This window comes from Streptomyces sp. NPDC037290 (assembly GCF_055603245.1).
In genome coordinates, this window is record NZ_JBVJVZ010000002.1 from 311,508 (window position 1) to 331,752 (window position 20,245).

Consider the following 20,245-nt stretch of genomic DNA (forward strand, 5'->3'; position numbering starts at 1 on the left):
GATGTACCGGAACGAGTCTCGGCCAGCCTTCAGCCGATGGTGACCAGGAGGGGCGGGGCCTACGTACACGTGGGCGTGATCCCGGCCGCTGTCGCCATGCGTCTGGCAGCGGCCATGCTGTCGACAGGGAAGGAGCCCTCACCGTGACTCGCTCTGTAATGCGCTACGTTAGGCACCGAATTTGCTGCCACCCTGATATGCCGCCATTGCATAACGCGAAATGCCGAGGGTGTGGGTGGTTAGCATCACGAGGTGACGCAAGAGCCGTCGACCTCGCATGCCTGAAACATACGGGGCTTTCCGGTCACACCCAATTCGAGCGGACGGCCAGCTGGACGGCGTTCGTCGTGCGCGCCGAATAGGCGGCCAATAACGGGGGAATTGCCGTCCGAATTCACGGCGTCGAGGCCCGGAATTCGGGTCGGACGGGCGCTCGCCGGCGTCGATAAAAGGAATTCGGTTCGGGCGAATCAGGTGGAAAGCGAGCAGCCGACGACCCAGGGGCGACCATCGGCCTCATTTTCAGAATTCGAAGGCGAAACGACCCTTCAACCTTGCCTTCCTGGATGTCAACGGGGTCTCTGACCTGCATCGAAGGTAGCGACCTTGATCATCCGTGGAATTTTTTCGAGCGGAGAGAGAAGCTTTCACAAGGGGCGGGGGTCGCAGCGGCCCAGTGGATCACGTCGCCGATATGCCCCCAGGTACCCGAATTCGAATTCACGTCGGCGCAATTCCTTTTTCGCGGCTCAACCTTTCCTGAATTCCAGCCTGCGTGGCGTCGTGAATTCGGCTGGCGTCGCGGTCGAGGTGCGAGACTTTCGCGCTGGCTTCAATTTCAATTCACGCGTCGACTCAAGCGCAATTCGCGGTTCGGCACAAGGAAATGCTTCGCTCGGTCGGTTCCAATTGTCGGCTGAAGTCGCTTCGATTAATCTTCGAGTTCGCTTGATTGTTGTTATTGCTTGCGACGAACGATGATGAAGTGCGAATGCATTCGATGATGCAGATACGACAAAGCCTGTGACCACAGTTATCGGCGCAGAGGAACCGTGGTCACAGGCTGTCGCAGTCAGGCGAGGATCGGCACCTGACTTCTGGTGCTACGAGAGGCTGCGCAGCACCAGGGTTCGGAGGTACGAGGCACGGGCACCAGGACTCATGGCGTGCTGCACAGCACCAGACCTGACGCCGACCGACGTAGCTTCGTAGGCTGGCGTCGTGACAGGGCCAACCTCACGCAGGTCGACGGCACGAAGCGTGCGCATCATGTCGTCACCTCGGTACAGTCTGTTCATGGCGTCGTTCGTACTGACGGCGCGACCGTTGCTGTCTTCCCACGACTCGGCGGTCACGCGGAAGGCAAAACTCTGGCCTGTGATCGCGCCAGCCTGAATCGCCTCACGCACCGCTTCCGCAGCTTCCGAACGAAAGAGCTGTGCTTCCACGTAAAGGCCCCTGCCATCCTCGCGGGCGACCTGAACGGCCCCGATCGGGAGGGAGCCGATCCGACTGTCCCTGCCGTGGTTGAACATCATTTGGGGCATTCGCCGGCTCAGCGAGTCCGCGAAGGCGCCCGGGGCGATCCGCTCATGGAACTGAACTCCGCCCTCACGGATGAGAGTTGGGCTGTTCCACACCGCCCCGTAACCGACCAGTGTGCGACCGTCACCGGTGGTTTCGGTGAAGTCGCGGGCGATGCGCTCTTCCACACCGCCCGTTTCCCAGCGTGCTGCCATGGGCTATGCCGCCGTAGCGACGTTCAGGACCCTTGCAGCGTTGGCGATGACGACACCGGCACCGACGCGGGACCACATCAGAAGCCCGCGTTCGCCGGTAGGCCGGTGGTTGGCGCCGACGAGATGCGGCACCAGCTCAACCGTCGAGCCGGCGAAGTCCACGATGGTGTAGCAGCGCGCGATGTCCCCATAGATCAAGACGGGGTTGTCGGCGGTCGCGGCGGTGTCGATATCGCTTACGCCACGCATGTTCGAGTACTCGTAGAGCCGCTTACGGAGCAGGACCGGATCGGCGTCACCGACACGGGGGTATCGGGGCGAGCCATTTGCCGTCTCAGCTTCGGACAGCTTGTTGATCGTGGCGATGTTGGCCAGCCATACCGCGTTCGACTGGAAACGCGGGGCAAGATCGTTCTGAACCGAGTACACGTCGACGTTGGCGTTGAACGTCTCCGCGACAGCCGGCGAAAGCTCCGAGGAGGTGCCGTTGAGGCCCGTCCACAGACCCTGAGGCTGCGAAGTACCGTTACCGTTCAGGAACGCCTCAGCGGTCAACTGGTCGTATCCGTCGACCAGAAGGCGAGTCAGATCAGCGATAGCCCCGCCGAACGACGCAGACTGATACTCGAAACTGAACGGCACGAAGCTCGTCGTCTTGAACCCCTTGATTGAGGGAGACGCGAGGGTCGGAGAGTTGTCCGGCACCTCAGCGGACTCAGCCGACCACTGGTTCGTGACGTGCGCCGAGGTCACCGGCCGGAACTCCTGACCGACCTCGCGGCGCACCTCGGCAAGCTGCCGGATCGGGCTGACAGAGCCGTCCGAGGAGATCCTGATGGCCGGGTCGATCACTGTGGGGATCTGGAAGCCACCAGCCGTGGTCACACCAGCCTGCATGGAACGCATCTCAGCGCGGACCGACTCCACGGCGCGGTAGGCGTCGGCCTCCTGCGGCGACCACAGAAGATGCCCGCGTTCGCCGCTGAGGGCCTTGAAGAACGCGGACAGGTAGTTGGGGTCGGAGCCTGCCGCAGCCCACCGTGTGGCGAGAGAGCCGCCCTCACGAGCGTCCATCAGCGCTTCCACGCGTTCGGCGGATCCGGCGTCCATGACGTTCGAGCGGACGGCGGATTCGAGGTGCCGCATCGCGGTATCGCGTTCCGTCGGGGCGGCCGTCCTGTTGGTGGTGCCGGTGTCGTGGCGCTCCACGTTGCGGGGGTCGGTGGCGAGTCGGCGGACGCGGTCCTGGGAGGCCTGAGCGGTCGTTTCGCGGGCCGTGAGGGCATTCCAGCGGTTCTGCTCGTCGTCGGTGAGGTCGCGGCCTTCTGCGCCGTCGTGGATGGCTTGCAGGGCGGTGCGGACCTCGTCCAGGGTCATGCTGTCGATGTTGCGGTTTTCCATTTTCAGTTGTCTCTCTTCGATACAGAGGGAAAGTCCGGAGATCAAGCCTCGTATTTGGGACCAATTGGTCCCCGCCAGGCGATCTTCCAGACGTGGTGATGTAGAGCCTCTGATCGAAGGGGCGCACTAACCGGCGCTCAACCGCAGCGATCAAAGTTACCGGCGCGCTCCCGTGAGAACCCCGTCCTCACCGCCGAAGCGTATTGCCAGTTAACTCGGCATTCTGTTTGAAATTTTACCATAGAGGAAGGCCCCCAGTCTAGTAACTGAGGGCCTTTACCTCTACACTACGCCGTCCACGGATCAGGGATCTGATCAGGGATCGCAGTGGAGACCCATCGGCCTCCGGGGAACGCGGTGATCGAATCGTCCATGATCCAGTCGTACTCGGCCGACGCGAAGTCCTCACCATCGACGTGGAAGAACACCACAGCGCCCTCCCGCCGCATCCTCACGTCCAGCTGTCCGGCGGCGTCCCGGGCCCTCAGAGACTGCTTCCACGGGTCCTCGGGCAAGTAGCGCATTGCGACGCGCGGGACGAGCGCCAGCTTCCTCTTCTGGAGCGGCGTAAGGTCGGCGAGCCTTGGCATGCCGTCGGGACCGGTGGTGTTGTCGTCGCGGTCGTTCATGTTGTTGCCTCTCTTGAGTTGTTGATCAGCGGCGGCCGGTAAGGGCAAGCCGGGTCGTGCTGGCCGTCAAGGCCGTGTCCGTCGCATAGTAGGCAGGACAGCTGAGGGAGCTTGAATCGCCTCCTGTAGTCCGTCCACACGGCCACAGGGAGCAGATCGGGGTAGGGGTCGGCCGGCTCCACTACTGGGCCTCGTCGGGGGCGTCCTGCGGCTGGTACCGCCCGTCGGGCTCATCGAACAGCGACCGGTCGACGGCGCCGAAGACTTCCCCGCCGTAGGACATGGTGATCGTGTCGCCTTCGGGCGTGAAGATCACGAAGTTCTGGCCGGACATTGCCCCGGCGACGCGGAGCCGGTACCGGTCATCCTCGGAGAGGTTCAGCCATGCCGAATCGATCTCGGCTTGAATCTTGATGCGCTGGGCTGCGTTCACGATGATCTTTCCTGTGTTCAGTTGTGGGTTCGAGCGGCTGATCAACATCTGAAACATTTGTTTCACTTGTTGATGTTGAGCGGAGACGGACCCTGAGCCGACCAGACCGGGCAAGGGCCTTAGCCTTTGGTCTTCACCGAAGCCTTATTACCTTCGCCTTCGGTGTAGCTGTCGGGTGAGGGTGTCGGACGGCGGACCCTTATAGGGGGTCCGACGCCGACGACACCCCCCTCACCAGGTGTCGTCCGACGCGTCGCGACACCCCGACACCCCTACTGACCTGCGTTGATGTCGTTGAGGAGGATCCAGGTCTTCTGCTGGCCGGGTCCGACACCCCCAACCTGATCAGCGACACCCCCTCTGGCCATCTTGTTGAGGGCCTCGGAGATCGTCGTACGGGTCAGCCCGTGGCCGAACTTCTCCTTGATCAGATCACCGATCGCCTTCACCGTCAGGGCCTGGTCGGAGCGCAGTACCGCGAGTGTCTTCCTTTCGGCAGGGCTGAATCCGTCGTCCGTCCCGGCCTCGCTAAGGGTCTCACTCACACTGATCGCATACTGCATGTCGCTGTTCAGGTCGTCGGGGTTGTCGGCCCGTACGCGGCGGATGAATGTCGTCTCCTCGTCGGCGATCTCGTCACCCGCGAACGACCACTTGAGTACGGCCGTTGTCTCGCGGGTTACCGGGTCGGTGCTCTTACTGGTCGCGGCCACGGAGATCAGGAAGCGACCCCATTCGGCCGGGCCGACTCCCGAGCTGCGATCATGCCCGTTGCCTGTCCCGCCCTTATTCCAGTGGTGACTGATCAGGAGCGTCGTCCCAGCGGCCTGCGTGATCTTCTGGACGCCGTTGAGGAGTGCGCCCATCGAGTACAGGTCACTGCCGCTGGCACCGGACGCGGACAGATACAGCGGATCCACGATCACGAGTGCTGGCCGCCGTTCCGCGATGGCCAGCCGGATCAGTTCCAGGTCGCCGGGGTTGCCGAGCTTGGGCGCCGAGAACTCCGGGAAGATCGGGAGGGCGTTCACCTCGTCGCGGGTAAGGCCTTTGGCCGCGCCGATGGCGTGGATCCGGCGGAGCAGCTTCCGCTTGCCGCCTTCTCCGTAGAACACGATGACGGGGCCGCTGGCGCCGGTCGGGTAGTGGCCGAGCCATGCCCCGCCGGCTGCGCAGGAGACGGCTGCGTCGAGGGTCGCCCACGTCTTCCCGGCCTTCTTCTCCGCCGACAGGATCCCGTAGTCACCGGCGACGATGACGGGCCGGAACAGCCATTGCGGGGCGCCTGCCGCTGCCACCTCGTCGGCGACGTCGGCCAGCGACTGGACGGCGAACCCAGGGCCCCTCTCCTGGCCGCGAAGGTACTGCGCCACGTTGAGGACTTGGTCGAACTGGGTGGCCTGCTCCGGCGTCAACTCCCTGCGGATCTGGTCGGCAGCTGCCGGGTCGTCAGCCCCCCGTTCGGCCAGGTAGTGGAGGATGTTGGGTGGTATGCTGGTCATGAAAACCTTTTTCAGTTGTAACGATGCCCTCGGCTGGTGCTGTAGCCGAGGGCATTCGTCTGTTGTCAGGCGGCGGCGTTCTTGTCCAGCCACGCCTCGACGTCTGACCAGCGGTACCGGACGTGGCGTCCGACCTTGATCGACTTGGGGCCCTTCGAGAGGAAGCGCCACTGGGCGAGCGTCTGTACGGGCACGCCGAGGTAGGCGGCGACGTCCGGCGGGGTGGCCAGCGCGGGGGGCTGCTGCATCTCCCGCTCCCTTCATTCAGTTGTAAGTTCTCAGCCCATTCTGCCATGCGGGCTTGCATTCGTCCAGAGTGGGTTCTATTCTGCCTGTGTGGCAGATGAGCGGAAGTACAGCAAGGCAGGTCCCATTGGGTCCCGCGTGGCCGAGAACCTGTCCCTGATGCGAGCAGTGCGCGGCAAGACGACAGAGCAACTCGCCAAGGAGGTATCGGACCTCGGAATCCCTATGACGGCATCAACCGTCACCAAGATCGAGAAACAGGGGCGCCGCGTGACGGTTGACGAACTGGTAGCCCTGGCCGCCGCACTCAACGTCTCGCCGGTCACGCTGATGCTTCCGCGTAAGGACCCACAGGGCGGCCCTGTGCGGCTCGCCCCTCGTCTGGCCGTGGTGGGCGGCTGGGACCTTGCCTGGCTCTGGATGCGCGGCGAGACGGATCTACACATCGAAGGCATGCAGAGTGCCCCGTCCAGTCGCCTGGAGCTTCTCGCGCTGAACCAGCCATACCTGACAGGCGAAGCACTTGAGCGGATGGCCGTCTTCTCTCAGCCCGCACCCCAAGGGCAAGCCGTCGTGAATGGAGGTGATCAAGATGGCCGCAGTAGTTGACCGGTGGCACAAATCCCGTCCGGCAGCCAACGACAAGCCTTGCGCGGAGCACACCAGCAAGACGCGCAAGCTCGTCCCGTCAGCCGACCACGGCAAGGGCAAGCGGTGGCAGGTTCGCTACCGGGACGCCCAGGGGATCCAGCGGAAAGAGAACTTCACACGCAAGCCGGAGGCGGACGCCCGCGCGGCGGCTGTCGAGACCGACCTGAACCGGGGCGAGTACATCGACCGGTCCGCCGGGAGGGAGACGTTCAAGGATGTCGCGGAGCGGTGGCGGGCGAACGCCATACACCGGCTCACCACGGCTGACAGCGTCCGTCAGCGGCTGGAAAATCACATCTACCCCACCTTGGGCAGCCGGCCTATCGGCGATCTCAAGCCGTCCGAGATCCGGGCGTGGATGAAGGACCGCTCCGAGGTTCTGGCGTGGGTGAGCCTGAAGAACACGTACAGCGTTATCAAGACGGTGATGTCCGTGGCCGTCGAGGACGGGATCATCAAGGCTTCGCCGTGCACGGGAGTGAGGCTGCCGAAGCGACCCCGTACGGAGATCGTTCCGCCCAGTGATGCGGCGGTGCGCGCTCTCATCGATGCTGGATCCACGCCGAGGGAGCGAGCGCTGATCTTCCTGGCCGCTGCCTCTGGGCTCCGACAGGGCGAGCTGTTCGGCCTAGAACTCCACCACATCGACTTTCTGCGCCGTGAAGTTCGCGTAGAGCAGCAGCTCTGCAACATCACCAGGAAGGGCAGCGCGGGCCTCTACATCGGGCCACCCAAGACGCACGAGTCGGTGCGGACGGTGCCCGTCGCTGCGGCTGCCGTGGAAGCTGTGGCCGCGTATCTCGCCCAGCACCCAGCCAAGGAGGTGGAAGTCTGGGACCGGACGGACCCGCGCAAGCCGGTGCCGCGCATGGCAACGCTGGTGTTCCCGAACTCGGTAGGGCGACCCTTTCAGCGCTCTCCCTGGGCCCGAATATGGGCCGGAGTGGTCTCTCGTGCCAACAAGGCGCTTGAGGCCGCAGAGGCGGAGACCAGGGTGCCCGATGGGGCCACCATGCACAGCCTCCGTCACTACTACGCAAGCTTGCTGATCAAGCATCGCGAATCCGTGAAGACGGTTCAGAAGCGGCTCGGCCACTCGAAGCCGTCGATCACGCTCGACACGTACGCACATCTCTGGCTGGACGACGAGGACACCACCAGGGCCGCCGTAGAGGCAGTCCTAGGCGATGTGCCCCCGATGTGCCCTGCCACCCCCTCCAACACCCTGAAAGGTGCAGGTGAGAGCAATGATGCACACAGTTCAAGGGTATCCGTGTGTGGACGGCACCCGTCGCCGGAACGTTCCGTCGACGGGCGTCGGAGGGTCGTAAACCAGTCAGGCCGGTGAAAGGTGCGGTTCACGTGAGTGAGCCGTCCGCTGCTCCGGACGGCTCAGTGGATGATCCCGGTGCGCAGGGCCACGGCCACCATGCCGGCCCGGTCGCCGGTGCCCAGCTTGCGGGCGATGCGGGCGAGGTGGCTCTTGACGGTCAGGGCGGACAGGCCCATCGAGACGCCGATCGCCTTGTTCGACTGGCCCTCCGCGACCAGCCGCAGCACCTCGACCTCGCGTCCGGACAGCTCGCGGTAGCCGCCCGGGTGGCTCGGGGCGCCCGGGGGGCGGCGGTGCATCCGGGTGGCGCCGAGAGGAGCGGCGCCGGGCCGGGAGGGCAGGCCGATGTTGGTACGGGTGCCGGTGACGACGTACCCCTTGACCCCGCCGGCCAGGGCGTTGCGCACCGCGCCGATGTCGTCGGCGGCGGACAGCGCCAGCCCGTTGGGCCAGCCCGCGGCGCGGGTCTCGGACAGCAGGGTCAGGCCGGAGCCGTCGGGCAGGTGGACGTCGGCGACGCAGATGTCGCGCGGGTTGCCGATGCGGGGGCGGGCCTCCGCGACGGACGACGCCTCGATGACATCGCGCACGCCGAGCGCCCACAGATGGCGGGTGACGGTGGAGCGGACGCGCGGGTCGGCCACGACCACCATGGCGGTCGGCTTGTTCGGGCGGTAGGCGACCAGGCTTGCGGGCTGCTCGAGGAGAACGGACACCAGGCCTCCTGGGTGGGGGGACGGGGCCGGCTTGGGGGGAGGAAGCCGGGACGAACCGTGCTTTCAAGGTCACAGTCGTCTTCGGCAGCAAACTCGGCCGCCTTTAGAGAATGATCACGATCTAGTGAGTAACAATCTGCGCAATTCGGACACGCGATCGATCATCCGAAGATCGAGTCGGCCCGAGCGGATGCGATTCCGGGTCGGAAAGTGGCCGTATCGACAAAGGGATGGTCAATAAGGCGCCCATGCGGATGAAGCCGCCGGTACCCGGCGGTCGGCTCACCGCGGCATCACCGTGACTGCGGGCCCCTGCGCTGCGGCAGTGTCACCACCGAGGCGTCGCCGGGACCGGCCGGCGGCAGGCCCGCGACCTGGGCCAGCAGATCGCACCAGGAGGCCAGGTGGGAGGCCGTGTCCGGCACCCCCCCGAGCCCCTCGCGGGGCGTCCAGGACGCCCTGATCTCGATCTGCGAGGCCGACGGGCGGTCGGCGAGCCCGCCGAAGTAGTGCGAACTCGCGCGGGTGATCGTCCCGCTCGGTTCGCCGTAGCCGAGCCCCCGCGCCTGCAGCGCCCCCGTCAGCCACGACCAGCACACCTCGGGCAGCAGCGGATCGGCCGCCATCTCCGACTCCAGCTCCGCGCGCACCAGCGTCACCAGCCGGAACGTTCCGCGCCAGGCGTCGTGGCCCGCCGGGTCGTGCAGCAGCACCAGCCGTCCGTCGGCGAGCTCCTGGTCGCCGTCGACCACCACGGACTCCAGCGCGTACGCGTACGGGGCGAGCCGCTGCGGGGCGGGCGTGGGCTCCACCTCGACCTGCGGCCGCAGCCGGCAGTTGCGCAGGGCGTCGACCGCGGCCCGGAAAGCCGGCGGACCCGAAGTGCTCGAGCGTCGGTCCGCCTCCTCGGTGTCCTTCACGTCGTCCAATCCGTCAGCGCTGTCCGACATTCGTCCGTGAGCCGCAGCCATGCGGGGAAGAGTAAGGGGAAGCGGGGCCTTGTGCAGGGCAAGACACCCCGCGCCGTCGCCCGCCGCCGTCGTGCGAGACTTGCCCCGTGACCGCCAACGACAGCATGCAGCCGACAGCGACGTACGACAGCGCCTTCCTCAAGGCGTGCAGGCGCGAACCCGTGCCGCACACCCCGGTGTGGTTCATGCGTCAGGCCGGCCGCTCGCTGCCCGAGTACCGCAAGGTACGCGAGGGCATCCCCATGCTCGAATCCTGCATGCGGCCCGAGCTGGTCACCGAGATCACCTTGCAGCCGGTGCGCCGGCACAACGTGGACGCGGCGATCTTCTTCAGCGACATCGTCGTACCGCTCAAGGCCATCGGCATCGGCCTGGACATCAAGCCCGGCGTCGGCCCGGTCGTCGAGGAGCCCATCCGCACCCGCGCCGACCTGGCCCGGCTGCGCGACCTCCGCCCCGAGGACGTGCCCTACGTCACCGAGGCGATCGGCCTGCTCACGAAGGAGCTGGGCGCCACCCCGCTGATCGGTTTCGCGGGCGCGCCGTTCACCCTCGCGAGCTACCTGGTCGAGGGCGGCCCCTCGCGCACGTACGAGAACGCCAAGGCGATGATGTACGGCGACCCCGGGCTGTGGGCCGACCTGCTGGACCGCCTGGCCGACATCACGGCCGCCTTCCTGAAGGTGCAGATCGAGGCCGGCGCGAGCGCGGTCCAGCTCTTCGACTCCTGGGTCGGCGCCCTCGCCCCGGCGGACTACCGTCGCTCGGTCATGCCCGCCTCCGCGAAGGTCTTCGACGCCGTCGCCGGCTACGGCGTCCCGCGCATCCACTTCGGCGTCGGCACCGGTGAGCTGCTGAAGCTCATGGGCGAGGCAGGCGCGGACGTCGTCGGTGCCGACTGGCGCATCCCGCTGGACGAGGCCCAGCGCCGCGTCGGCCCCGGCAAGGCGCTGCAGGGCAACCTCGACCCGACGGTCCTGTTCACCGACAAGGACACCGTCGAGACCAGGGCCCGCGAGGTGCTCGACGCGGCCGCCGGTCTGGAGGGCCACGTCTTCAACCTCGGCCACGGTGTCATGCCGAACACCGACCCGGACGCGCTGACCCGCCTCGTGGAGTACGTCCACACGCAGACGGCGCGCTGAGTCACCACGTGTACCGGGGCCGGGCCCGCCTGCCGAACAGCAGGCCGCGCGGCTCCGGCGGGGGTGGCGTGCCCGGCTTGAGCGGCCAGGCGAGCAGCATGCCCGCCACGAAGCCGACCACGTGCGCCGCGTACGCCACCGTGCCGGCCCCGGACAGGCCGTGCCCGGACGAGTACACCGCCTGCAGCACGAACCAGAAGCCCAGCACCAGCCAGGCGGGCAGCCTGAGCGGCAGGAAGACCAGGAACGGGACGAGAACCCAGACCCGTGCCCGCGGCCACAGCACGATGTAGGCGCCGAGGACCCCGGCGATCGCGCCCGACGCGCCGATCAGCGGATCCCCCGACGTGGCGTTGAGCAGCGCGAAGCCGTATCCGGCCGCATAGCCGCAGACGACGTAGAAGAGAAAGAAGCGGATGTGGCCCATCCGGTCCTCGACGTTGTTGCCGAAGATCAGCAGGAAGAGCATGTTCCCGAGCAGGTGCAGCCAGCTGCCGTGCAGGAACATCGCCGTGAAGACCGACAGCGGCGGCGACTTGTCGTAGGACGGCGGGGCCACGACGCAGCCCGGGCCGTGCGCGCCGACGCCGACGTCTCCCGTCGGGACCAGCCCGGGTATCTGATGGTGGATCAGTTCTGTGGGGACCGCCGCGTAGCGGTCCATGAAGGCCTGCAGATGGCACAGCTGTGCCAGATCGCTGCCGCCGGCCACGGAGCCGGCCATGCCGGGCGTCGTGATGAACACGAGGACGTTCGCGGCGATCAGCGCGTACGTCACCCAGGGGGTCCGGCGCACCGGGTTCACGTCATGAACGGGGATGACCACACAGAAGTAGTGCCCGGGACGGGGCCCGCGAATCGGTGAACAGCGCGGAGCGGGCGTGCGTATCTCCTGGCAACCGACGTGAGGACAGGCGATGAGCGAACGAGTCACTCCCCCGATGCATGCACTGCCCGACGGTGAGGCGGAGATCTCCCTGGTCGTACGGCTTCCCTGGGAGGACGTCGCCCGGCTCGGTCAGGAGGCGGGGCGGCTCGCCTCGCAGATGCAGCGGCCGGTGACGCTGGACGAGGCGGTCAGCTACCGGCTGCGGTCTGCCCGCGCGGCCTCAGCAGGCCACGCCAAGCCCTCCGGGGAGCAACCGGCGGCCGTCTCCGCTCTGCCCCGGATCAGCGGAACGGCCTAGGAGACGCGTACCTTCGCCGCCGCCTTCCTCGCTGCCACCAGTACCGGGTCCCACACCGGGGAGAACGGCGGGGCGTAGCCCAGGTCCAGGGCCGTCATCTGTTCCACCGTCAGCTGCGCGGTCAGCGCCACCGCGGCGATGTCGACGCGTTTCGCGGCGCCCTCCCTGCCGACGATCTGGACGCCCAGCAGCCGGCCCGTGCGGCGTTCGGCGAGCATCTTGACCGTCATCGGGGAGGCGCCGGGGTAGTAGCCGGCGCGGCTGGTGGACTCGATGGTGACGGTCTCGTACCGCAGGCCCACCCGGTCCGCGTCCTTCTCGCGCAGGCCCGTGCGGGCGATCTCCAGGTCACAGACCTTGCTGACCGCCGTGCCGACCACGCCCGGGAAGGTCGCGTAGCCGCCGCCGACGTTGCTGCCGATGACCTGGCCGTGCTTGTTGGCGTGGGTGCCGAGCGGGACGTACTGGTCCTGGCCGGAGACCAGGTTCAGCACCTCCACGCAGTCCCCGCCCGCCCAGATGTTCTCGTGGCCGCGCACCCGCATCGCGAGGTCGGTGAGCAGTCCGCCGTGGGCGCCGAGCGGCAGGCCCGCGGCCCGGGCGAGAGCGGTCTCCGGGCGGACGCCGATGCCGAGGACCACCAGGTCCGCCGGGTACTCGGCGTCCTCCGTGGCGACCGCGCGGGCCCGGCCGTCCGCTCCGGTGAGGATCTTGGTGACCTCGGCGTCGTTCACCATGGTGATGCCGAGGCCCTCCATGGCCCGGTGCACCAGGCGGCCCATGTCCGGATCGAGCGTCGACATGGGTTCCCTGCCCCGGTTGACGACCGTGACCTCGAAGCCGCGGTTGATCAACGCCTCGGCCATCTCCACCCCGATGTACCCGGCGCCGACGACCACCGCACGGCGGCCACGCGTGCGTGCCAGCGTGTCCAGCAGGGCCTGGCCGTCGTCCAGGGTCTGCACGCCGTGCACGCCGGGGGCGTCCATGTCCGGCAGGTCGGGGCGGACCGGGCGCGCGCCGGTCGCGATGACGAGCTTGTCGTACGACGTCCACGACTCGGCGCCGGAGTCGACGTCACGCGCGCGTACCCGCTGCCCGGCCACGTCGATCTCGGTGACCTCGGTACGCAGCCGCAGATCGATGTCCCGCGCGCGGTGTTCCTCGGGCGTACGGGCGATCAGGCGGTCCCGTTCGGGCACGTCACCGCCCACCCAGTAGGGGATGCCGCACGCCGAGAAGGAGGTGAAGTGGCCGCGTTCGAAGGCCACTATCTCCAGTTCCCCCGGCCCCTTCAGCCGGCGCGCCTGCGACGCCGCGGACATGCCCGCGGCGTCGCCGCCGATCACGACCAGTCGTTCCGTCCCGCCCCGCCCACCGCGCATGCTCATGATGAACACGCTACGGGGCGAGGGCATGCCGGTCCCGCGAGGGCGGTCAGTTCCGGTCGGGCCGCTCACCGGCGGACTCCGGCACGGGACGGGCCGACGGCAGCGGGCCCACCGCGGTCATCGCCGGCGCGGACTCCCGGCGGCGCGGCAGCCGGGGCCGTACGACCCGCAGCCACAACAGCGTCAGCAGGGCCGCGAAGGCCGCGAAGGGAAGAACCGCGCCGAGCGCGAGGACGATCCAGCGCAGCACCGTGACGAACGCGTGCCAGCCGCCCGACAGCGCGTCCCCGATGCCGGGCGAGCCGCCCCCGGCCGCCTTGCGCACCGGCGTCTCGGACAGGGACAGCGTGACCGTGGCGAGGTTCGTACGGTCCTTCAGGGACGCCTGATGGGCCAGCAGCGCCTCCAGGTCGGCCTCGCGGCTGCTCAACTCGCCCTCCAGCGAGACCACATCGCTCAGCCTGGTCGGCCCGGCCCATCAGCGCGCGGATCCGGTCCACGCTGGCCCGCTGCGACCTGACGCGGCTGTCCACGTCCACGACCTGGTCGGTGACGTCCTCGGCCCTGGCCGTGCGGTCGACCAGCCGGCCGGTGCCCTGCAGGCCGGCGATCACCTCGTCGTACCTCGCGGTGGGCACGCGGAGCACCACGCGCGCGTGCTCGTGGCCGTCGCTGTCCCGGCCCGTGGTCTCCTCGCCGACGTACCCGCCCACCGTCTCGGCGGTCCGCCGCGCCTCGTCCAGGGCCCTGGGCACGTCCCTGACCTCGACGGTGAGGGACGCGGTGCGGATGATCGCGCTCGGGGCGGGAGCGGGCGTCGCGTGGGCGGACCTGGTGCCCTCGGCCCTGCCGCCGGAGGCGCCGGTCTGCTGTGCCCCGGCGCCCGCGGCGGACTTCGCCGAACCGCCGCCCGTATCGTCCCCGGCGCCGCACCCGGCGAGCGCGAGGGAGGCGGCGAGCAGGACACCGGCCAGGAGCCGGGCGGAGCGTGCGGAACGTGATGTGCGCATGGGCGGTACCCCCGAGGCCGGTGACCTGTGACGCTCCTTCGACGCCGGGCCCTTCGGAAACGTTGGGCGGCACCGGTCCCGATGAGGTCACGGTCCGGACTCGTCCCGGCGCCCGGGCCGCGCCGGGAGTGTCAGTGGGGTCTGAGAGAGTGGGGGACATGAGCGCAACGGGTACGGGGCACGTCGTCGTCATCGGAGCCGGAATCGCCGGGCTGGCCGCCGCCCACCGGCTGCTCGGGCGGGGCACACGCGTGACCGTGCTGGAGGCTGCGGACCGGGTCGGCGGCAAGCTGCTGCCCGGCGAGATCGCGGGCGTGCGGGTCGATCTGGGTGCCGAGTCGATGCTCGCCCGCCGCCCCGAGGCGGTGACCCTCGCGCGCGAGGTGGGCCTGACCGAGCGGCTCCAGTCGCCGGCCACCGCCACCGCCTCGATCTGGACCCGGGGCGCCCTGCGTCCCATGCCCAAGGGTCATGTCATGGGCGTGCCCGGCACCGCCGCCGCCCTCTCCGGAGTGCTGTCCGGCGAGGGTCTCGCCCGGATCGAGCGCGACGCCGACCTGCCGCGCACCGAGGTCGGCGACGACGTGGCCGTGGGGGAGTACGTGGCCGCCCGGCTCGGCCGCGAGGTCGTCGACCGCCTGGTCGAGCCCCTGCTCGGCGGGGTGTATGCGGGCGACGCGTACCGCATCTCGATGCGTTCGGCCGTCCCGCAGCTCTTCCAGGCCGCCCGCACCCACGCGTCCCTCACCGAGGCCGTCCGCGACATCCAGGCGAAGGCCGCCGCCGCCCAGCAGACCGGGCCCGTGTTCATGGGCATCGAGGGCGGGGTGGGCAGCCTCCCGCTCGCGGTCTGCGAGTCGGTGCGGGCGCGCGGGGGAGAGGTCCTCACCGGGACGCCGGTGCGCGAGCTGCGCCGGAGCGGGACGGCGGAGCCGGGCGGCCAGGGCACTGACCCGGCGTGGCGCGTCGTCGCCGGTGACCGCGTGCTGTACGCGGACGCGGTCGTCGTCGCCGTCCCCGCGCACACGGCCGCCGGCCTGCTGCGAGCCGAGGCCCCGGCCGCGGCGACCGAACTCGCCTCCGTCGAGTACGCCTCGATGGCCCTGGTCACCCTCGCCTACCGGCGCGGGGACCTGAGCCTGCCCGAGGGCAGCGGCTTCCTCGTGCCGCCCGTCGACGGACGCACCATCAAGGCCTCGACGTTCGCCTCGCAGAAGTGGGGCTGGATCGCCGAGGAGGACCCCGGCGTGGTCGTCCTGCGCACGTCCGTGGGCCGGTACGGCGAGACCGAGATCCTCCAGCGGGACGACGCCGCCCTGGTCGAGGTCTCCCGGCGCGACCTGCGTGAGGCCACCGGCCTGGCCGCCGTACCCGTCGGGACCCGCGTCACCCGCTGGACCGACGGTCTGCCGCAGTACCCGGTCGGGCATCACGCGCGCGTGGCCCGCATCCGCGAGCACGTCGCCAAGCTGCCCGGCCTCGCCGTGTGCGGCGCCCCGTACGACGGCGTCGGCATCCCGGCGTGCATCGCGAGCGCGTACGCGGCCGTCGACCAGCTCGACGGCGACCTCGGCGGAGTCCGGGAGCTCACGGCCAACCCGGTGCAGAGCCTCCACGGCGGAGCGGGAGAATAGGGACCATGAGTGACGACGCCCCCACCACCGAGTCCGGCAGGATCCCGAACAAGGGCAAGCTGGCCAAGGACCTCAACGAGGTCATCCGCTACACCCTGTGGTCGGTCTTCAAGCTGAAGGACGTGCTGCCGGAGGACCGAGCCGGTTACGCCGACGAGGTCCAGGAGCTGTTCGACCAGCTCGCCGCCAAGGACGTGACGATCCGCGGCACCTACGACCTCTCCGGCCTGCGCGCCGACGCCGACCTCATGATCTGGTGGCACGCCGAGACCAGCGACCAGCTCCAGGAGGCGTACAACCTCTTCCGCCGCACGAAGCTCGGCCGCGCGCTGGAGCCGGTCTGGTCGAACATGGCGCTGCACCGGCCCGCCGAGTTCAACCGCTCGCACATCCCGGCGTTCCTCGCCGACGAGACGCCCCGCAACTACGTGAGCGTCTACCCCTTCGTGCGCTCCTACGACTGGTACCTGCTGCCCGACGAGGACCGCCGCCGCATGCTCGCCGACCACGGCAAGATGGCCCGCGGCTACCCGGACGTGCGCGCCAACACGGTCGCCTCGTTCTCCCTCGGCGACTACGAGTGGCTCCTGGCCTTCGAGGCCGACGAGCTGTACCGCATCGTCGACCTCATGCGCCACCTGCGCGCCTCCGAGGCCCGCATGCACGTCCGCGAGGAGGTCCCGTTCTTCACGGGCCGCAGGAAGGACATCTCGGACCTGGTGGCGGGGCTGGCCTGAGAAGGCTCAGCGCCGGCCGCTCCTGCCCTTGAGGGCGTCCCGCCGGGCGTCCTTGTCCGGTCCCACCGCCGGAGGCAACCGGTGCGGCGCGCACGACGCGCGCCGCACCGGGACGCGGCCCTCGAGCAGGTAGGCGTCGAGGTAGGCGTTGACACACTTGTTGGCGCCGCCCCCGATCCCGTGCGTCCCCGCGTCCCGCTCGGTCACCAGCACCGAGTCGGCCAGCCGCCGGTTCATCTCCAGCGCGCCCGGGTACGGCGCCGCCGCGTCCCGCTCGGCCGCCAGGATCAGCACCGGCGGCAGCTCACCGCGCCCGGTCCGCACGTCCAGCGGCTGCTGGCGGGGTGCCGGCCAGTAGGCGCACGGCAGGTTCATCCACACGTTGTCCCAGGTCTCGAAGGGTGCCACCCGGGCGAGCCGGGTGTTGTCCCGGTCCCACACCTTCCAGTCCGTCGGCCAGGGCGCGTCGTTGCACTCCACGGCCGTGTAGACGGCGTTGCCGTTCTCCGCCTCCGCGGCCGTCTTCAGGTCCGGCGCCGCCAGCCGGACCAGCGGCTTCGGGTCGCCGTGCAGATACGCCGACAGAGCCTGGGCCCGGCCCGGCCAGAAGTCGTCGTAGTAGCCGGCCCGCAGGAACGCGTTCTGCAGCTGGCCGGGACCGACCTTTCCGTCGGCCGCCTTGCCGGCCAGCCGCTCCCGCGCGGTGTCGTAGCTGCGCTGCACCTTCTCGGCGGTGTCACCGAGCCGGTACACGTCGTCGTGACGGGCGATCCAGTCCCGGAAGTCCGCCCAGCGCTCCTCGAACGCGGCCGACTGGTCGAGGTTGTTGCGGTACCAGACCTTGGCCGGGTCCGGGTCCACCGCCGAGTCCAGCACCATGCGCCGCACGTGCGCGGGGAACATCGTCGCGTACAGCGCGCCGAAGTAGGTGCCGTACGACGCCCCGACGAAGGTCAGCCGGTTCTCGCCCAGCGCGGCCCGCAGGACGTCCAGGTCCCGGGCGTTGTTCAGGGAGGTGTAGAAGCGCAGCCTGTCGCCGGCGCGCTGGGCGCAGCCGCGCGCGTACGCCCGGGCCTCGGCGATGCGTGCGCGCTTGAACGTCTCCGACGGCTGCGCCGGTGACGCGGTGGGCGCCTTGAAGAAGCGCTTCGGGTCCTCGCAGGACAGCGGCGCCGAACGGCCCACGCCGCGCGGGGCGTAGCCGACCAGGTCGTAGGCGGCGGCGATCCGCTTCCACTCCGGGGCCACCCCGACCAGCGGGAAGAGCATGCCGGACGCGCCGGGGCCACCCGGGTTGTAGACGAGGGCGCCCTGCCGTGGGACCTTCCGCTTGCTGTTGTGCGGGTCCTTCTGGGTGGCCAGGCTCCGGCTGACGGTCAGGGTGATCTGCCTGCCGTTCGGGCGGGCGTAGTCGAGGGGCACGTTCACCGTGCCGCAGCGCAGGTTCTTCGGCGCGTCCGGCACGTCGGCGGAGGAGCACGCGCCGAAGGCGATGCCGGCCTCCCGGGCGCGGGCCACCGCCACCTCGGTGCCGCGCCGCTCGGCCGCGCCGGGGACGCCGGACGCCGTGGCGGAGGGCGTGCCGCCCGCCGGGGCCGCGGCCAGGGTGGTCAGCAGCAGGGTCCCGGCGGCCGAGTACAGGGCGGCAGCTCTCATCGCGTATCCCTTCGGTGCAACGGCGGCGATGGCACGGCTGCCACGGCCCGGCGACAACAGAAGGGATATTTCGTACGGCCGTCGGTGAAGGCAAGCACCGTCGGCCCGGTGTCGGCGCCAATGCCCCCTGTGCGCCCCTCGGTGACCCGGTGGGCGCCCTCACTCCCGCCAGGGCTGATCGCGGTGGGTGAAGGCGGCGCGCAGCTGCGGCTCGCCGATCGCGCGGATCCCGCGCACGGCGACCGAGGTGAGGAACGACCGCTCGTCGCCGGCCGGCCCGCGCGCCAGCGCGCCCAGCAGCCGCTGTCCGGCGGGAGAGGCCCAGCGCGAGTACGGGTGCACCTCGAACCGGGCGATGGCGAGGCAGCTCAGGGACAGGGCGAGCGGCAGAGCGAACCACAGTCCGACCAGCAGCCGTGGCGTCCCGGTCTCGATGGGCAGCAGTAGTGCGGTCACGCCGAGCGCCGCCACCGCCAGGGCGGCGGCACGCACCTGACGGACGGCGGCCCCCACGGTCGTACCGGTGCCGTCCGGGACGGCGAGACCGGCGCGCACCAGCCGGTCGGCGAGCCGCCGCACGGCCTCGGCGCCGGCCGCCCGCGCCCGCACGGGCGCGATCCGTGACTGCCCCTCAGGCCCTATGGCGCCTATGACGGACTGCTCGATCTCGTCGTGCCCCCGCGGGTCCACCACCGTGGCCCAGCCGGTGTGCGCGAGGAGCAGGCGCCGCTGGCGGGCCATGGAGACCAGGGTCACGTCGGCGACCCGGGCCGGGCCGCCGGAGAGGAAGGCCGCCTCGTACAACGTCAGATCGTGCTTCCGGTCCGGCGCCGCGGCATCCGTGTCGAGGGCCGCGGCGCGGAGGGCGGCCAGGCACAGCCGGGTGCACGCCGTACCGGCGAAAGCCCAGGCCAGAAGGAGCAGAAGGACCCAGAACATGACGTGTTTCTATGCCAGAGGCCTGGGTGAACACCATGCCCTGTTCATCATCCGGACACAGTGTTAGCGGTATGTGACGTTCCGTTTTGAGTCCAGGTCAGGGAGCGCTCGTCACCGGCGGCGGACTGGCGGCGGCGGGCGGCAGGGTGTACGACTCGCTCGGCGAGGGCTGGACGGCGACGGCGGCGCCCGGGGCGGCCGCAGGCGGCGTCGGCACCGGGGTGGGCGAGGCGGCCAGGTCCCTCGCGAGCGCCGCGAAGTCGACGTACCCCGTCGCCTCCACGATCTTGATGTGGTCCAGGACGGTCGCGTTGGCGTCGTCGGCGAGATCGCGCACCAGGGAGTTCTGGGTGTCGGCACGCACCTGGGCGACCAGCGTGAACACCCGGCCGTGGGCGAGCCGCAGGATCCCGGCGAACTGCCGGTCGAAGTCCTGCCCCCGGGCTGCCCTCAGGGTGGCGAGCCACTGTTGCTGCTGCTCGTTCGGCTCGTTCGGCAGCGGTACGCCGAGCTGGGTGGCGACGGTGCGCACATGCGCGTCGAGGGAGGTGTGGCCGTCGACGAGGTGCTGGCCCGCGGTGCGCACGGCGGCCGTGGTGCCCCTCAGCTCCGCCAGCTCACCGGCGGGCAGCTCCCAGAGCCCCGCCAGGCGCACCTTGGTGATGAAGTCCCGGTCCTGCGTGGACAGGGGGCCGAAGGGGGTGGTGACGGTCTGCGCGCTCAGCACGCTCGCACCGGCCGCGCTCTGCCGGCCGGCGTACGACCAGAGCGGGTAGAGCAGCGCCGCCGCGGTCGCCGCGAGGGCCGCGATGACGAGCCCGGTGCCGCTGAATATGCCTCGGCCCTTGATCGGGGGTCGGGGTCGCATGGCGCCTCCTGTAGCGCACCGCACGCGAGTGTGCAGGGGGTGGTGCGGCTTGGCATA

The 20,245-nt window shown here is 69.4% G+C and carries 20 protein-coding genes and 1 pseudogene; 7 read left to right on the forward strand and 14 right to left on the reverse strand.

Annotation, left to right across the window (positions count from 1 at the left end; all coding sequences use genetic code 11):
- The first annotated feature begins 158 nt into the window (after positions 1-158).
- Complete coding sequence (locus tag ACZ7HQ_RS07085; protein WP_470987117.1) at positions 159-362, forward strand: DUF7848 domain-containing protein; 204 nt, start codon at positions 159-161, stop codon at positions 360-362.
- Positions 363-1,103: 741 nt separating this feature from the next.
- Here ACZ7HQ_RS07085 and ACZ7HQ_RS07090 read toward each other — a convergent pair.
- From ACZ7HQ_RS07090 to ACZ7HQ_RS07115, 6 genes are all read right to left on the reverse strand, one after another.
- Positions 1,104-1,739, reverse strand: a complete 636-nt coding sequence (locus ACZ7HQ_RS07090) for an HK97 family phage prohead protease (protein WP_470985815.1) — start codon at positions 1,737-1,739, stop codon at positions 1,104-1,106.
- 3 nt (positions 1,740-1,742) lie between these two features.
- A complete protein-coding gene (locus tag ACZ7HQ_RS07095) occupies positions 1,743-3,140 on the reverse strand; it encodes a phage major capsid protein (RefSeq protein ID WP_470985817.1) in 1,398 nt (465 codons plus the stop codon).
- 287 nt (positions 3,141-3,427) lie between these two features.
- The gene (locus ACZ7HQ_RS07100) at positions 3,428-3,769 is read right to left on the reverse strand and encodes a hypothetical protein (RefSeq protein ID WP_470985819.1); all 342 of its coding nucleotides are present in this window, start codon (positions 3,767-3,769) and stop codon (positions 3,428-3,430) included.
- Between the two features lie 181 nt (positions 3,770-3,950).
- Entirely contained in the window at positions 3,951-4,316 is a 366-nt protein-coding gene (locus ACZ7HQ_RS07105) for a hypothetical protein (protein WP_470985821.1), read from the reverse strand.
- 158 nt (positions 4,317-4,474) lie between these two features.
- On the reverse strand, positions 4,475-5,704 hold the full coding sequence (locus ACZ7HQ_RS07110) for an AAA family ATPase (RefSeq protein ID WP_470985823.1): 1,230 nt from the start codon (positions 5,702-5,704) through the stop codon (positions 4,475-4,477).
- 65 nt (positions 5,705-5,769) lie between these two features.
- Complete coding sequence (locus tag ACZ7HQ_RS07115; RefSeq protein WP_470985826.1) at positions 5,770-5,952, reverse strand: helix-turn-helix transcriptional regulator; 183 nt, start codon at positions 5,950-5,952, stop codon at positions 5,770-5,772.
- A gap of 136 nt (positions 5,953-6,088) precedes the next feature.
- On the opposite strand from ACZ7HQ_RS07115, the gene ACZ7HQ_RS07120 reads away from it, so the two are divergent.
- Both ACZ7HQ_RS07120 and ACZ7HQ_RS07125 read left to right on the forward strand, forming a co-directional pair.
- Positions 6,089-6,559 carry a helix-turn-helix domain-containing protein gene (locus tag ACZ7HQ_RS07120; RefSeq protein WP_470985829.1) on the forward strand — a complete coding sequence of 157 codons (471 nt, stop codon included), beginning with the start codon at positions 6,089-6,091 and terminating at the stop codon, positions 6,557-6,559.
- On the forward strand, positions 6,528-7,949 hold the full coding sequence (locus ACZ7HQ_RS07125) for a tyrosine-type recombinase/integrase (RefSeq protein ID WP_470985831.1): 1,422 nt from the start codon (positions 6,528-6,530) through the stop codon (positions 7,947-7,949). Before ACZ7HQ_RS07120 ends, ACZ7HQ_RS07125 begins: the two co-directional genes overlap by 32 nt.
- 44 nt (positions 7,950-7,993) lie before the next feature.
- Here ACZ7HQ_RS07125 and ACZ7HQ_RS07130 read toward each other — a convergent pair whose 3' ends face one another.
- Positions 7,994-8,650, reverse strand: a complete 657-nt coding sequence (locus tag ACZ7HQ_RS07130) for a LuxR C-terminal-related transcriptional regulator (protein ID WP_470985833.1) — start codon at positions 8,648-8,650, stop codon at positions 7,994-7,996.
- Positions 8,651-8,943: 293 nt separating this feature from the next.
- Positions 8,944-9,621: a DUF3000 domain-containing protein gene (locus ACZ7HQ_RS07135; protein ID WP_470985836.1), complete on the reverse strand. Its 678-nt coding sequence runs from the start codon at positions 9,619-9,621 to the stop codon at positions 8,944-8,946.
- Between the two features lie 104 nt (positions 9,622-9,725).
- Between ACZ7HQ_RS07135 and hemE the strand changes: the two genes are divergently transcribed.
- Entirely contained in the window at positions 9,726-10,766 is a 1,041-nt protein-coding gene (gene hemE / locus ACZ7HQ_RS07140) for a uroporphyrinogen decarboxylase (protein WP_470987118.1), read from the forward strand.
- 1 nt (position 10,767) lies between these two features.
- Here hemE and ACZ7HQ_RS07145 read toward each other — a convergent pair whose 3' ends face one another.
- Positions 10,768-11,592 (reverse strand): rhomboid family intramembrane serine protease, encoded by an 825-nt coding sequence (locus tag ACZ7HQ_RS07145; protein WP_470985837.1) that lies wholly within the window; start codon positions 11,590-11,592, stop codon positions 10,768-10,770.
- A gap of 91 nt (positions 11,593-11,683) precedes the next feature.
- On the opposite strand from ACZ7HQ_RS07145, the gene ACZ7HQ_RS07150 reads away from it, so the two are divergent.
- Positions 11,684-11,953, forward strand: coding sequence for a hypothetical protein (locus ACZ7HQ_RS07150; protein WP_470985840.1), 270 nt, complete (start codon positions 11,684-11,686; stop codon positions 11,951-11,953).
- On the opposite strand, the gene ACZ7HQ_RS07155 is transcribed toward ACZ7HQ_RS07150, so the two are convergent.
- Positions 11,950-13,344, reverse strand: a complete 1,395-nt coding sequence (locus ACZ7HQ_RS07155) for an FAD-dependent oxidoreductase (RefSeq protein ID WP_470985843.1) — start codon at positions 13,342-13,344, stop codon at positions 11,950-11,952. The genes ACZ7HQ_RS07150 and ACZ7HQ_RS07155 overlap by 4 nt on opposite strands.
- Before the next feature lie 46 nt (positions 13,345-13,390).
- Positions 13,391-14,354 (reverse strand): annotated as a pseudogene (locus ACZ7HQ_RS07160) (DUF4349 domain-containing protein).
- A 158-nt stretch (positions 14,355-14,512) separates the two neighbouring features.
- Between ACZ7HQ_RS07160 and hemG the strand changes: the two are divergent.
- The gene (gene hemG / locus ACZ7HQ_RS07165) at positions 14,513-15,988 is read left to right on the forward strand and encodes a protoporphyrinogen oxidase (protein WP_470985846.1); all 1,476 of its coding nucleotides are present in this window, start codon (positions 14,513-14,515) and stop codon (positions 15,986-15,988) included.
- Between the two features lie 5 nt (positions 15,989-15,993).
- Positions 15,994-16,725 (forward strand): hydrogen peroxide-dependent heme synthase, encoded by a 732-nt coding sequence (gene hemQ, locus ACZ7HQ_RS07170; protein WP_470985848.1) that lies wholly within the window; start codon positions 15,994-15,996, stop codon positions 16,723-16,725.
- Between the two features lie 6 nt (positions 16,726-16,731).
- Here hemQ and ACZ7HQ_RS07175 read toward each other — a convergent pair whose 3' ends face one another.
- The 3 genes from ACZ7HQ_RS07175 to ACZ7HQ_RS07185 form a co-directional block, all read right to left on the reverse strand.
- Positions 16,732-18,381, reverse strand: a complete 1,650-nt coding sequence (locus ACZ7HQ_RS07175; RefSeq protein WP_470985850.1) for an alpha/beta hydrolase — start codon at positions 18,379-18,381, stop codon at positions 16,732-16,734.
- Between the two features lie 159 nt (positions 18,382-18,540).
- The gene (locus tag ACZ7HQ_RS07180) at positions 18,541-19,320 is read right to left on the reverse strand and encodes a TIGR04222 domain-containing membrane protein (RefSeq protein WP_470985853.1); all 780 of its coding nucleotides are present in this window, start codon (positions 19,318-19,320) and stop codon (positions 18,541-18,543) included.
- Positions 19,321-19,417: 97 nt separating this feature from the next.
- A complete protein-coding gene (locus ACZ7HQ_RS07185; protein ID WP_470985856.1) occupies positions 19,418-20,188 on the reverse strand; it encodes a DUF4142 domain-containing protein in 771 nt (256 codons plus the stop codon).
- Between the last annotated feature and the right edge of the window lie 57 nt (positions 20,189-20,245).

What these genes read in the sequence shown, in the direction of transcription:
- ACZ7HQ_RS07085 (WP_470987117.1), top strand. Translation starts at nt 159, where the DNA reads ATGCGCTACGTTAGGCACCGAATTTGCTGCCACCCTGATATGCCGCCA.
- ACZ7HQ_RS07090 (WP_470985815.1), bottom strand. Translation starts at nt 1,739, where the DNA reads ATGGCAGCACGCTGGGAAACGGGCGGTGTGGAAGAGCGCATCGCCCGC.
- ACZ7HQ_RS07095 (WP_470985817.1), bottom strand. Translation starts at nt 3,140, where the DNA reads ATGGAAAACCGCAACATCGACAGCATGACCCTGGACGAGGTCCGCACC.
- ACZ7HQ_RS07100 (WP_470985819.1), bottom strand. Translation starts at nt 3,769, where the DNA reads ATGAACGACCGCGACGACAACACCACCGGTCCCGACGGCATGCCAAGG.
- ACZ7HQ_RS07110 (WP_470985823.1), bottom strand. Translation starts at nt 5,704, where the DNA reads ATGACCAGCATACCACCCAACATCCTCCACTACCTGGCCGAACGGGGG.
- ACZ7HQ_RS07115 (WP_470985826.1), bottom strand. Translation starts at nt 5,952, where the DNA reads ATGCAGCAGCCCCCCGCGCTGGCCACCCCGCCGGACGTCGCCGCCTAC.
- ACZ7HQ_RS07125 (WP_470985831.1), top strand. Translation starts at nt 6,528, where the DNA reads ATGGAGGTGATCAAGATGGCCGCAGTAGTTGACCGGTGGCACAAATCC.
- ACZ7HQ_RS07135 (WP_470985836.1), bottom strand. Translation starts at nt 9,621, where the DNA reads ATGGCTGCGGCTCACGGACGAATGTCGGACAGCGCTGACGGATTGGAC.
- hemE (WP_470987118.1), top strand. Translation starts at nt 9,726, where the DNA reads ATGCAGCCGACAGCGACGTACGACAGCGCCTTCCTCAAGGCGTGCAGG.
- ACZ7HQ_RS07150 (WP_470985840.1), top strand. Translation starts at nt 11,684, where the DNA reads ATGAGCGAACGAGTCACTCCCCCGATGCATGCACTGCCCGACGGTGAG.
- ACZ7HQ_RS07155 (WP_470985843.1), bottom strand. Translation starts at nt 13,344, where the DNA reads ATGAGCATGCGCGGTGGGCGGGGCGGGACGGAACGACTGGTCGTGATC.
- hemG (WP_470985846.1), top strand. Translation starts at nt 14,513, where the DNA reads ATGAGCGCAACGGGTACGGGGCACGTCGTCGTCATCGGAGCCGGAATC.
- hemQ (WP_470985848.1), top strand. Translation starts at nt 15,994, where the DNA reads ATGAGTGACGACGCCCCCACCACCGAGTCCGGCAGGATCCCGAACAAG.
- ACZ7HQ_RS07175 (WP_470985850.1), bottom strand. Translation starts at nt 18,381, where the DNA reads ATGAGAGCTGCCGCCCTGTACTCGGCCGCCGGGACCCTGCTGCTGACC.
- ACZ7HQ_RS07180 (WP_470985853.1), bottom strand. Translation starts at nt 19,320, where the DNA reads ATGTTCTGGGTCCTTCTGCTCCTTCTGGCCTGGGCTTTCGCCGGTACG.
- ACZ7HQ_RS07185 (WP_470985856.1), bottom strand. Translation starts at nt 20,188, where the DNA reads ATGCGACCCCGACCCCCGATCAAGGGCCGAGGCATATTCAGCGGCACC.